9 protein-coding genes and 1 pseudogene are annotated in these 12,437 nt (G+C 59.4%); 4 read left to right on the forward strand and 6 right to left on the reverse strand.

The window, feature by feature from the left end:
* Nucleotides 1-19: 19 nt before the first annotated feature.
* Both HYN24_RS07500 and HYN24_RS07505 read right to left on the reverse strand, forming a co-directional pair.
* Nucleotides 20-1,366, reverse strand: a complete 1,347-nt coding sequence (locus HYN24_RS07500) for a deoxyguanosinetriphosphate triphosphohydrolase (RefSeq protein ID WP_117608667.1) — start codon at nucleotides 1,364-1,366, stop codon at nucleotides 20-22.
* 35 nt (nucleotides 1,367-1,401) lie between these two features.
* The gene (locus tag HYN24_RS07505) at nucleotides 1,402-1,812 is read right to left on the reverse strand and encodes a thioesterase family protein (RefSeq protein WP_117608668.1); all 411 of its coding nucleotides are present in this window, start codon (nucleotides 1,810-1,812) and stop codon (nucleotides 1,402-1,404) included.
* 87 nt (nucleotides 1,813-1,899) lie between these two features.
* On the opposite strand from HYN24_RS07505, the pseudogene HYN24_RS07510 reads away from it, so the two are divergent.
* Both HYN24_RS07510 and fabI read left to right on the forward strand, forming a co-directional pair.
* Nucleotides 1,900-3,545: pseudogene (locus tag HYN24_RS07510) on the forward strand (electron transfer flavoprotein-ubiquinone oxidoreductase).
* Nucleotides 3,546-3,633: 88 nt separating this feature from the next.
* The gene (fabI, locus tag HYN24_RS07515) at nucleotides 3,634-4,431 is read left to right on the forward strand and encodes an enoyl-ACP reductase FabI (RefSeq protein ID WP_117608669.1); all 798 of its coding nucleotides are present in this window, start codon (nucleotides 3,634-3,636) and stop codon (nucleotides 4,429-4,431) included.
* A gap of 128 nt (nucleotides 4,432-4,559) precedes the next feature.
* Here the strand turns inward: fabI and HYN24_RS07520 are convergent, their stop codons facing one another.
* Together HYN24_RS07520 and HYN24_RS07525 are read right to left on the reverse strand one after the other, a co-directional pair.
* On the reverse strand, nucleotides 4,560-6,446 hold the full coding sequence (locus HYN24_RS07520) for a SurA N-terminal domain-containing protein (RefSeq protein WP_117608670.1): 1,887 nt from the start codon (nucleotides 6,444-6,446) through the stop codon (nucleotides 4,560-4,562).
* A 240-nt stretch (nucleotides 6,447-6,686) separates the two neighbouring features.
* Nucleotides 6,687-6,899, reverse strand: a complete 213-nt coding sequence (locus HYN24_RS07525) for a hypothetical protein (protein WP_162888655.1) — start codon at nucleotides 6,897-6,899, stop codon at nucleotides 6,687-6,689.
* Nucleotides 6,900-7,054: 155 nt separating this feature from the next.
* On the opposite strand from HYN24_RS07525, the gene HYN24_RS15860 reads away from it, so the two are divergent.
* Nucleotides 7,055-7,219, forward strand: coding sequence for a hypothetical protein (locus HYN24_RS15860; protein WP_162888656.1), 165 nt, complete (start codon nucleotides 7,055-7,057; stop codon nucleotides 7,217-7,219).
* A gap of 86 nt (nucleotides 7,220-7,305) precedes the next feature.
* Here HYN24_RS15860 and HYN24_RS07530 read toward each other — a convergent pair whose 3' ends face one another.
* Nucleotides 7,306-7,869, reverse strand: coding sequence for a rhodanese-like domain-containing protein (locus HYN24_RS07530; protein WP_117608672.1), 564 nt, complete (start codon nucleotides 7,867-7,869; stop codon nucleotides 7,306-7,308).
* Nucleotides 7,870-8,110: 241 nt separating this feature from the next.
* On the opposite strand from HYN24_RS07530, the gene HYN24_RS07535 reads away from it, so the two are divergent.
* Nucleotides 8,111-8,410, forward strand: coding sequence for a DUF2502 domain-containing protein (locus HYN24_RS07535; protein ID WP_117608673.1), 300 nt, complete (start codon nucleotides 8,111-8,113; stop codon nucleotides 8,408-8,410).
* 95 nt (nucleotides 8,411-8,505) lie between these two features.
* Here the strand turns inward: HYN24_RS07535 and purL are convergent, their stop codons facing one another.
* Nucleotides 8,506-12,435, reverse strand: coding sequence for a phosphoribosylformylglycinamidine synthase (purL, locus tag HYN24_RS07540; RefSeq protein ID WP_117608674.1), 3,930 nt, complete (start codon nucleotides 12,433-12,435; stop codon nucleotides 8,506-8,508).
* Nucleotides 12,436-12,437 lie beyond the last annotated feature (2 nt).

A 12,437-nucleotide genomic window follows, 5' to 3' on the forward strand; every position in this document is an offset into this window, starting at 1 on the left:
ATTTTTGGCAAGCAAAAAATCAGGTCGGCAGATCAAAACCCTTCAGCTTGCGGTACATGTCGACAGCGTAGGAATCCGTCATCCCGGCGACGAAATCGGCGACCTGAAGGAGGCGAATATAAGGATCAGCATCGGGCTCACCATCATGGCCAAGGAACTGTGTTGGCAGCAGATTGAGCAACATGCGCTCGCGCGTCGTGAAGCGGGCGTGCCCCGCCCTCGCCTCAACGGCATTGGTGAACAGGCCGAGCAAGGCCCCAAGGACCTCAAAGCCGGCGGTTTCGATCTCCAGTGCCGGACGGGCGGTGTAGATGGTTTCCTTGGCCAGCTTGAGAATAGCCTGCAGGGGATGGGCGATGGGCGAGCTTTCGAGCAGTTCGTCATCAAACCGGCCGCTCAGGATGGCATCCTCGTTTTCCAGAAAGACTGCTGCGGCACTTTCGAGCAGGCAGCCGATAGCCTTGGCGCGCAGGTATTCGAGACGCTCCTTGGGGTCGTGCAGACGATCCAGTCGGCCACCATTGACCGTATTGCCGGCGAGATCGGCAAGCAGGCATTCGGCGTCCTTGTAGGGCACGAAACCGAGGCGGGCGGCATCTTCAAGGTCGACGATGAGGTAGCAGGTGTCGTCGGCCACTTCGACCAGAAAAGCCAGCGGATGACGACGCCAGGCGGTGCCGGGCAGGCGCTCGACCAGGCCGGTCGATTTCGCCACCTGGCGGAAAGCCTCTGCATCCTGCTGGAAGAAGCCGAATTTCTTGCCGCTCTTGCCATCCAGTTCGCTCTCGAGGTGCGACGGACGCGGGTACTTGGTGAAGGTCGCCAGCACCGCGCTGCTCAGTTGCAAGCCACCAGGATTGGCCGGGCTTTGCAGCCGGCTGACGATACGAAACCCCTGGGCATTGCCTTCGTAACGTTCGAAGTCGGCCTTCTGGGCCGGCGTCAGGTCATGGCGTTCGAGCAGGCCGGAATGACGAAACCACTCGCGGATCGCATCTTCGCCGGCATGGCCGAAGGGCGGATTGCCGATGTCATGGGCCAGACAGGCAGCCGCGACAATGGCCCCAAAGTCGCCCGATTCGACGTGCTGCAGGCCATGTCGGGCGATGATCTCGCGCCCGACGACGGCCCCCAGCGAGCGGCCGACGCAACTGACCTCAAGGCTGTGCGTCAGTCGGGTGCGGACGTAATCACTCTTGGACAGTGGAAAAACCTGCGTCTTGTCTTTCATGCGCCGGAAGGCGGAGGTGAAGACAATGCGGTCGTAATCCTGCTGGAAGGCCGTACGCTCGGCCGTGCCGGGCGCCTTGCCGGCCCCCAGACGTTCGCTCGACAGCAGTTTTTCCCAGATTTTTCGTTTGCCCATGCTCTTCGGATTTGACGATGCGATGGGCTGGGAGTTTACTCTGCTTCGAGCGATGCCCGCACATGATCAGGCAGCGGCACTGATTTTCCGGTTTGCGTATCCATCCACACGACCTTGGCTGCCCCTTCGGCAAAAATACGCTCATCACCCTCAATGCGCATCTCGACGTAGGTCTCGCAGCTGGAGCGGCCGACTGCGCCGACAAAGGTACGCACCTCGACCATGCCCGGATAATTCATCGGGATCAGGAAGGTGCAGCTGGCATTGATGATGACCGGCCCGGCGCCACCCGGACGGACCGGAACCTGCATGTCCTCGATCCACTCGACCCGCGCCTGCTCCATGTAGCGAAAATAGACCGTATTATTGACATGCCCGTAGGCATCCATATCGCCCCAGCGAATGGGCATCTTGGTGACGTGAATCAGCTTTTTCTTGTGTTCCATAAACCTGACTACTAAAGTGGTGTTGATCAAAGTATTTCCATACTGTACCGTATTGAAATCAAGCTAACAATAAAACCAGGAGACATCATGGAACGTGAATCCATGGAATTTGACGTCGTCATCGTCGGTGGCGGCCCGGCCGGTCAGGCAGCGGCGATCCGCCTGAAACAGCTGGCGGCAGAAAAAGGAACTGATCTGGGCGTCTGCCTGATCGAAAAAGGCGCCGAAATCGGTGCCCACATACTATCGGGAGCCGTCATGGACCCGCGCGCCCTCAACGAATTGCTGCCCAACTGGCAGGCCGACGGCGCCCCGCTCAATGCACCGGTTTCCGAAGACCGCTTCTTCATCTTCTCGGAAACCGGCGCCACCAAGGTGCCGAACAGCCTCTTGCCCGACTGCTTCCACAACGAAGGCAATCACGTTGTTTCGCTCGGCAATGTCTGCCGCTGGCTTGGTGAGCAGGCCGAGGCGCTGGGCGTCGAGATCTACCCCGGTTTTGCCGGCTCGGAAGTGCTTTTTGACGAAAATGGCGCAGTGAAAGGCGTTGCCACCGGCGACATGGGCCGTCTGCACGATGGTTCCGAAGGACCCAATTTCCAGATGGGCATGGAACTGCACGGCAAATACACCTTCTTCGCCGAAGGCTGTCGCGGCCACCTCGGCAAGCAGCTCGAAGAAAATTCAATCTGCGCGACGGCGTCGATCCGCAAACCTACGGCATCGGCCTCAAGGAACTCTGGGAAATCGATCCCGACAAGCACCAGCTCGGTCTGGTCATCCACAGCGGTGGCTGGCCGATGCAGCCGGACACCTACGGCGGCGGTTTCCTCTATCACCTGGAAAACAACCAGATCGCCGTCGGTTTCGTCGTCGGCCTCGGCTACAGCAATCCGCATTTGTCGCCCTACGAAGAATTCCAGCGCTTCAAGACACATCCGGAAATCCGCAAGTTCCTCGAAGGCGGCAAGCGCATCGCCTATGGTGCCCGCGCCCTGACTGCCGGTGGCCTTCAATCGCTGCCGAAATTGACTTTCCCCGGTGGCGTGCTGATCGGCGACGATGCCGGTTTCCTCAATGCGGCCCGCATCAAAGGTTCACACTGCGCTATCAAGACCGGTTCGCTGGCCGCTGAGGCCTGCTTCGAGGCTCTGGCTGGCGAGCGCCAGCGCGACGAACTGACAGCCTATCCAGAGTTGTTTAAAAACAGTTGGTTGTACGATGAACTTCATAAGTCACGTAACTTTAAACCGTGGATGAACAAGGGGCTCAAACTCGGCTCCATCATGTTTGGAATCGACCAGGTTCTGCTGCGCGGCAAGGCGCCGTGGACCCTGCACAACACCAAGCCCGACCACGCCAAGCTCAAGCCGGCGGCCGAGTGTGAACCGATCATCTATCCCAAACCGGATGGTGTCATCACCTTCGACCGCCTGTCCTCGGTCTTTCTCTCCAGCACCAATCACGAGGAAGATCAGCCCTGCCACCTGCAACTCAAGGATGCCAGCGTACCGATCAGCGTCAATCTGGCCGAATACGATGCCCCGGAGCAGCGCTTTTGCCCGGCTGGCGTCTATGAAATCCTGCGCGACGAAAGTGGCGCCAACCCGCGCCTGCAGATCAATGCGCAGAATTGCGTGCATTGCAAGACCTGCGATATCAAGGATCCGACGCAGAACATCAACTGGGTAGTGCCGCAGGGTGGCGAAGGTCCGACCTACCCGAACATGTAAGAACTGACCGGAAATGGTCCTCGCATGCCGCGAATCCCCATTTCCCGGTTTATAATCTTGCGGCTAAACCCCTTAGGGAGAACAACACATGGGCTTTCTCGCCGACAAGAAAATTCTGATTACCGGACTGCTCTCCAAGCATTCCATCGCCTATGGCATTGCCAAGGCTTGCCATCGTGAAGGCGCTCAACTCGCCTTTACCTACCAGACCGAGCGTTTCGAAGATCGTATCAAGAAGTTTGCTGCTGAATTCGACAGCGACATCACGATCCCGGTCGACGTTGCCAGCGACGAGCAAATTGACAACCTGTTTGTCGAACTGGCCAAGCGCTGGGACGGTCTGGACGGCCTGGTTCATTCCATCGCCTACGCCCCGACCGAAGCCATCGAAGGTGATTTCCTGAACGGCATCACGCGTGACGCCTTCCGCATCGCCCACGAGATTTCGTCGTATAGCTATCCGGCGCTGGTCAAGGCTGCACGCCCGATGATGCAGGGTCGCAAGAGTTCTGCTCTTGCCCTCTCCTACCTCGGCGCGGAGCGCACCATGCCGAACTACAACACCATGGGCCTGGCCAAAGCCAGCCTTGAAGCGGCCACCCGCTACCTGGCTTTCTGCCTCGGCCCTGAAGGCATCCGTGCCAACGCCATTTCGGCCGGCCCGATCAAGACCCTGGCCGCTTCCGGTATCGGCAATTTCGGCAAGCTGCTCGCCTACAACTCGCACAATGCCCCGCTGCGCCGTAACGTGACCATTGACGAAGTCGGCAATGCCGCTGCCTTCATGCTCTCCGATCTGGCCAGCGGCATCACCGGCGAAATCATGTACGTCGATGGCGGCATGAACACGGTTGCCCTCGGTAACGCCGACCCGCTGCCGGGCTAAGACCAGCCAGCCCTCAGGGGCAAAAAAACGCCGACTGGTTGATTCCCGTCGGCGTTTTTGTTTGGGCAATCGGACAGGCCCAATAAAAAAGCGGGCCGCAGCCCGCTTTCTGTTCTTCAGTCGGCCTCTTACTTGTCTTTCGACTCCAGTGCGGCCAGATTGACTTCGACCTTGTAGCGGCTGCGCAAGGCGGCCAGGTAGAGCTGAATTTCTTCCTGTGCCGCCAGATTGCCCAGTTGCTTGAGCATCCCCTGCGACCGCGCCGGATCGAGCTTTTCGCCAGCCTGAATCTTGCTCAGCTTGAACAGTGCATAGCCAGCGCCCGGCAGTTCGACGCCGGTATACGAAGGCAGCTTGCCGGTATCCATGCGGAAGACTGACTGGGCGGCCTGCGGCGGCAACTGGCGGGCATCCATGCGGGAAACGCTCTTGGCGGCACCCCAGGTCAGCTTGTCCTCGCCCTTCTTCAGGGCCTCCAGCCGTGCTTCGCCATCCTTGCTGGCAAGAATCTGTGCTTCCTTGTTCTTCAACAGCGTTTCGATATTGGCCTTGACGCCATCGAACGGCTGCAATGCCTTTGCCTTGTAATCAACCAGCCGCGCAGCAACCAGGGTATTGGCAGCGATTTCGACGGCTTCGGTATTGCGGCGATTTTTGACTGAGTCTTCCGAGAACAGTGCGGCCATGAGTTTTTCGTTACCCAGTGCGCCATTGGCCGGGTTGGCCTGACGGCCAAGCCAGTCGGAGGTCTTGACGGTCAGTTTGAACTTGTCGGCAACCGGTTTGAGGCTGTCGGCCTGCTCATAAACCATGTTGCTGAAGGTTTCGGCGGCTTCGGCAAACTTGCGGGAAACGGCAGCCTTCTTCAGTTCGGCTTCGATTTCGCCACGAACTTCAGCCAGCGGCTTTTCCTTCGCTGCGTGAATGCCGTTGAGCTTGATGATGTGGAAGCCGAAATCGGACTCGACAACACCGGAAATCTCGCCTTCCTTGAGGCTAAAGGTGGCGTCGTCGAACGACTTGACCATCATGCCGCGCCCAAAGAAGCCAAGGTCGCCGCCCTTGGCAGCCGAACCAGGATCGTCGGAGTTTTTCTTGGCGAGGTCGGCGAAGGAAGCTGGTGTCTTGCGAACTTCTGCCAGCAGCTCCTCGGCCTTGGCTTTGGCCTTGGCCTTGCCGAGCTTTTCGGCGCCAATCAGGATATGGCTGGCGCGACGTTCTTCGGCCTGCAGGAAGCGATCCTTGTGACCGTCATACCAGGCCTTGACCTCGGCATCGGTCACCGCCAGCTGGCCGGCAATCGACTCCATCGAGAGGACGACGTATTCGGCCTTGGCCTGCTCCGGTACGGCGAACTGGGCGGCATTCTCGTCATAGAATTTTTGTGCCGCGTCATCGGCCAGCTTGACCTTGCCAAGATAGGCATCGAGGTTCAGGCGATATTCCATCACATCACGCTTTTCGGTTTGCAGGGCCAGCACACGGTCGGCAACCGAATGGGGAACCACACCGGATTGGCCGATGGCGCCAGCCAGTTGCTGCAAGGTCAGATCCTGACGCAGTTGGGCCTCGAAACCGGCCGGCGACATGCTCTGGGCGCGCAATGCTGCTTCGTAGCGCTCACTCGAGAACTTGCCATCGACCTTGAACGCATCAATCGCACCGATCGCCTGGCGTACCGCGTTATCGCTGGCAAACAGGTGCTTCTTGCCAGCTTCGACGACGAGCAGGCGCTGATTGATCAGATCGTCGAGAATTGCCTTGCGGGCATCCGGCGTGTCCAGCATCTTCGGATCGAACTGACCACCCAGTTGGGTGCGCAGGCGCTCCTGCTGCTCGCGCAGGCTTTGCTGGAACTGTTGCTGGGTAATCTTGATGTCACCAATGGTGGCAACATCGCTGCCAGCACCATTATTGCGCATGTAGGAATCAACGCCGAAAAAGGCAAAGGGCAGCGTGATCAGCGCCAGAAATACCTGGACGATTCTTTTGTTGTTGCGGACTGCGTCGAACATGAGGAGAAAAATCCTTCGAATACGTTCAAAAAGGCAAATGCAGCTTGCCCAAAGGGTCGAATGATACCGTAATTCCTTGCTTCTTCAGATGATTTAGGGCCGGGAATAGATCGTTTTAAGCCGACAAGCACCCTTGTCGATTTGTGCCCGGTTCATGTCTGCCACCCGTCACAATTTGCCCGCTACTTTCTGGTGGACATCTTCAGACCGAGAGCGGTCTGGCCTTACATGAAAACAAGATCAGTCGAACAAGTCTGGCTGCATCGGCACCAGGTTTTCGCGCTTGACGGTCAGGCGAACCGGCACGCCCTGCTTGCCAATCGCTTCGACGACCATGCGTCCGGCTGAGGCTTCGGCGACGACGCGAACGTTGCGCATCGACTGGCGGGTGCGGCCCCGATAAGTCGCCAGCGTTCCGGCTGGGGGCATCCAGGCTGGCTTTGGGCGCGACATTTGTGGGCCTTTCATCCGCTACGAATAGGCCAAGCCTACCCCTGAAAAAAGATTTCTCGAATACTGTACATCCATACAGCTTTCGGATATTCTGCACTCGAACAACAAAATACTGGTTGTTTATACAGTTACCGATAGCCGAAGGAGTTGCCATCATGAAACGTCTTCAACACTGGTTCGATCTGATTGCCGGAATATCCCACGAAGAACATGCTCGCCTGGAGCGGGCACGGAGCATTTTCAACGCCAGCGGCCCTGACGTAGAGATGCTGCAGACACCGGCCTGCTGGCGGCGCAATCGGCGCATCGTTGCCAAATAATTCTGACCAGGAAATAAAAACGGAACTCCGTGGAGTTCCGTCCTTCTCTTCAGCCCAAACCCCGGGACTTCCCGGGGCATGATCACTCAGAAATCGTCAGTGACGATGGGGAAGCCGAGTGCAGCCCAATCAAGCATGCCGCCACGGTAGTAGTAAATCTTGTCGGCCGGGAAGCCATCACGCACCATGGCGTTAATGGCCGACGGGCTCTGCGGGCAAACCGGGCCATTACAGAAGGCATATACCTTCTTGGCCTTGCTGCAGTCCCACTTGCCGGCGCTCTTGCTGCAACCCAGTTCGTCCATGCGGCCGGCCACCAGGGTGTAGGGGATGTGATACGAGTTGGGGATGGTGCCCTTGATCCGGTCATCCGGCTCGCGCATGTCGACAATCAGTGAATCCTTGTCGTTCATCGCATTCAGCAATTCGATTTCAGTGACCGGATGCACACCCGGCACCGGAATCAACGGCTGCAGCCAGCCCTTGTTCTTGGCGCAAGGGGTCATCGTGCGGGTAATGACGAAAGGACCATTCTTGGTCTGAACGACAAATTGCTTGTCTTCACCGATGATACGCAGCAATTCCTTTTCTTGCGCGACGACAGTGCCAGCCATCAGAACCCCGACCACGAGCATTAGTTTTTTGATCACGTAATTTCCCCTCCAAATATAATTAAAGTGACAGATCGCCGGATAAGCGATTGCGTATATTGTAATTTAATTATTTTGTAGCGTGAAGTTTCCGGCTCCCCTCCTGGTTTTCAGAACTGCTCAGGAATTTCGTCCGCCGACAGGTCACGGCACGCCAGCCCCTCCCGTGTTATCTTTTTATCGAACAGCCGCTATTCAACTGCGTCCTAGTTCACCGACGCATCTCCAAGGACAAGACAACATGAAAAAACTCCTGCTAGCCGCAGTCATTGCGAGTGCCCCGCTGCTTGCCAGCGCCACAGACATCAACGTCAACCTGGGTGGCATGCGCATCCAGGCGCCAGGTGTTACCGTTACGTTCGGCAGTCAGGACAATCGTGGCTACTATTGGGACGGCCAGGATTACCGTCATCCCGATTACTGGCGGAAGCACGAGGGGTATCGTGGCGAGCGTTATTACACCGGGCGCGGCCATGACGAAGGACGCCATGAAGGCAAAGGGCACTGCCCGCCGGGTCAGGCTAAAAAGGGCAACTGCTGAGTATTTCAGCCAAGTACATACAAAAAGGGCGAGGCCAATTGGTCCCGCCCTTTTTTATTGATAGCGCTTCCGGCTAAGGATGCGCCGCTCAGTTATTACCCGACCCAGCGCCGTGCATTGCGGAACATCCGCATCCACGGGCTGTCCTCGCCCCAGTTTTCCGGGTGCCAGGACATCTGGACGGTGCGGAAGACGCGCTCCGGGTGCGGCATCATGATGGTAAAACGACCATCGGCCGTCGTTACCGCGGTGAGGCCGTTCGGCGAACCGTTCGGGTTGTACGGATAAACCTCGGTCGGCTCGCCCTTGTTGTCGACATAGCGGACCGCCGACAGCACCTTGGCCTGATCATCGGCGTTATCGAACACCGCCCTGCCCTCGCCGTGCGAGACAACGATCGGCACTTGCGAACCTTCCATGCCAGCAAAGAAGATGGACGGCGACGCCAGCACTTCGGTCATCACGAAGCGGGCTTCGAACTGCTCAACCTGATTGCGGCGGAAAGCCGGCCAGTGTTCGGCACCGGGAATGATGGACTTCAGCGCGCTCATCATCTGGCAACCGTTACAGACGCCCAGCGCGAAGGTATCAGGACGGGTGAAGAAAGCGGCGAACTCGTCACGGCAGCCGTCGTGCATGAGAATGGTCCGCGCCCAGCCGAGGCCGGCCCCGAGTACGTCGCCGTAGGAGAAGCCGCCACAGGCGACCAGACCCTTGAAATCCTTGAGGCTGACGCGGCCGGCGAGAATATCGCTCATATGCACGTCGACCGCGGCAAAACCGGCCTTGTCGAAGGCGGCGGCCATTTCGTAATGGCTGTTCACGCCCTGCTCGCGCAGGATGGCGATGCGCGGACGGGCACCGAGTTCGCGATAAACCTGGGTGAAATCTTCTTGCGGGTCGAAGCTCAGCTTCGGCGTCAGGCCAGGGTCGGTCAGGTCGAGGATGCGATCGAATTCCTGCTGGGCGCAGCTCGGGTTGTCGCGCAGGGTCTGCATCTGGTAGCTGGTTTCCGACCAGGCCCGTTGCAGATCAACGCGCTTTTCGCGCAGGACACGCTTGGCGTTGCGGGTGACGCGGATTTCGTCCCACTCGTTCATCGTACCGACGAAATGGTAAGGCACACCGCAGGCGCGCAAGATGGGCGTGACCTTTTCGCGGTCGGCCCGGCGAATCTGGATCAGGGCGCCGAGTTCTTCGTTGAACAGGGCCCGGACGATATTCTCGAAATCGCGACCGGCCAGCAGGTTGGTCAGCTTCTCCGAACCATCGACATCACCGGCGCCGGCGTCGTAACAGATGCCGTCGAGGTCAAGCGAGACACCACGGCGGGTGGCGAAGGCCATTTCGCAGGCAGCGACGAACAGGCCACCGTCAGAGCGGTCGTGGTAGGCGAGCAGCAGGCCGTCGCGATTGAGCTTTTGGACAGCATCGAAGAGGCCCTTGAGTTGGGCCGGTTCATCGACATCCGGCGCATCGCTGCCGGTGGCGTTGTACACCTGGGCCAGGCAGGAGCCACCAAGGCGGCGCTTGCCGAGATCGAGCAGCAGGAGTTCGGTTTCGCCCTGGTCGACAGCCAGTTGCGGGGTTTTCGTCAGACGCACATCGTCGACGGCGGCGAAGGAGGTCACCACCAGCGACAGCGGCGAAACGACCTGTTTCTTCTCGCCCTGATCTTCCCAGGCGGTGCGCATCGACAGCGAATCCTTGCCGACCGGAATCGACACGCCGATGGCCTTGCACAGGTCGGAAACGGCCTCGACCGTATCGAACAGGCGGGCATCCTCACCGGCAACGCCGCACGGCGCCATCCAGTTGGCCGACAGCTTGACCTTGGCCAGCGCCCCGACATCGGCCGCTGCCAGATTGGTCAGTGCTTCGCCGATGGCCATACGGCCAGAGGCCGGGGCATCAAGCACGGCGAGCGGGGTACGCTCGCCCATGGCGAAGGCTTCGCCGAGATAGCCCTGATAACCCATCGTCGTGACGGCGACGTCAGCGACCGGCACCTGCCACGGGCCGACCATCTGGTCGCGGGCGGTCATACCACCCACCGAGCGGTCGCCAATCGAGATCAGGAAGGTCTTGTCGGCGATGGTCGGCAGACGCATCAGGCGATAGGCGGCATCCTTGAGTTCAATCGATACGGCATCAAAGGCGACAAAGGTTTCAGGTTCGTGCGTCACGTCACGCGTCATGCGCGGCGGCTTGCCGAGCAGGGCTTCCATTTCCATATCGACCGGATTGACGCCGAAATGGGCGTCGGTCACGGTCAGGTGGCCGTCGCCGGTCGCTTCGCCGACCACAGCAAAGGGGCAACGCTCGCGCTCGCACATGGCCTGGAATTCGGCGATACGGTTCGGCGGAATGGCCAGCACGTAGCGTTCCTGCGATTCGTTCGACCAGATTTCGGCCGGTGACATGCCCGGCTCCTCGGTCGGCACCTTACGCAGATCGAAAACAGCACCGACGCCGCCCGAATGGGCGAGTTCCGGCAGGGCGTTGGAAACGCCACCGGCGCCAACGTCATGGACCGACAGAATCGGATTGTTCTTGCCCATCTGCCAGCAGCGATCGATGACTTCCTGCGCCCGCCGCTGGATTTCCGGGTTGCCGCGCTGGACTGAGGCGAAATCGAGGTCTTCGGCATTGCTGCCGGCCGTCATCGACGAGGCGGCACCGCCGCCCAGACCGATCAGCATGCCGGGGCCGCCCAGTTGCACGAACTTGGTGCCGACCGGGAAGGTTTCGTCCTTGAACGACTGCTCGGCCTGAATGCTGCCCAAACCGCCGGCGATCATGATCGGCTTGTGATAGCCACGGACCAGACCGGCGACATCCTGTTCATAGGTGCGGAAATAGCCGGTCAGGTTCGGACGGCCGAATTCGTTATTGAAGGCGGCCGCACCAATCGGGCCTTCGAGCATGATGTCGAGCGCCGAGGCAATGCGTGACGGGCGGCCGTAGGCCTTTTCCCACGGCTGCGGCAGATCCGGCAGATTGAGATTGGAGACCGAGAAGCCGCAGAGGCCGGCCTTCGGCTTGGAACCTTTGCCGGTAGCGCCTTCGTCGCGGATTTCGCCACCCGAACCCGTGGAGGCACCGGGGAATGGCGAAATGGCCGTCGGGTGGTTGTGGGTCTCGACCTTGGTCAGGATGTGGGTCAGCTCTTCCTTGTAGGAATAGCCACGATCGGCATCCGGGTAGAAACGCTGGATGGTCGCACCTTCGATGATCGAGGCATTGTCAGCATAGGCCATCACCGTGCCTTGCGGCGCGGCGGCGTGGGTTTCGCGGATCATGCCGAACAGCGTCTTGTCCTTCTTCTCGCCGTCGATCACCCACGAGGCGTTGAAAATCTTGTGGCGGCAATGTTCCGAATTGGCCTGGGCGAACATCATCAGTTCGACATCGGTCGGGTTGCGGCCGGCCTTGGTAAAGACATCAAGCAGGTAATCGATTTCGTCGTCGGACAGAGCCAGACCCAGCGAACCGTTGGCGGCGACCAGGGCCGGTTTGCCACCAGCCAGCACATCGACGGTACTGAGCGGCTTCGGCTCAAAATGGCGGAACAGTTCGCCAGCGGCGTCAAAGCCGGGCAGGACAGAATCCGTCATGCGGTCGTGCAGCAGACCAGCGACCGTTTTCTTTTCGTCGGCACTCAGGACGCGACCACCCTTGACCACGACATGGAAGGCGATAACGCGCTCGATGCGCTCGATGGCGTCGAGATCGCAATTCCAGGCAATGTCGGTGGCTTTTGATGACCACGGCGAAATGGTGCCGATACGCGGCGCGACGAGGAATAGTTCGCCAGCCTCAGCACCAGCTGCCTTCTCTTCCAGTAGCGTCGCCAGCTTGGCGCGTTCGTCGGCGCTCAGGGCGCGCTTCTGCGCCACGACATGCCAGTAATCGGCCACCACCGATTCGATATCCGACACGGCCGCATTGAGGCGGGCTTGCAGGCGTTGCAGACGGAAGGCGGAAAAGGCGGCGTCGCCCTTGAGGCAAAGAATGTCGGCCATGG

The organism is Dechloromonas sp. HYN0024, from assembly GCF_003441615.1.
GTDB lineage: Bacteria > Pseudomonadota > Gammaproteobacteria > Burkholderiales > Rhodocyclaceae > Azonexus.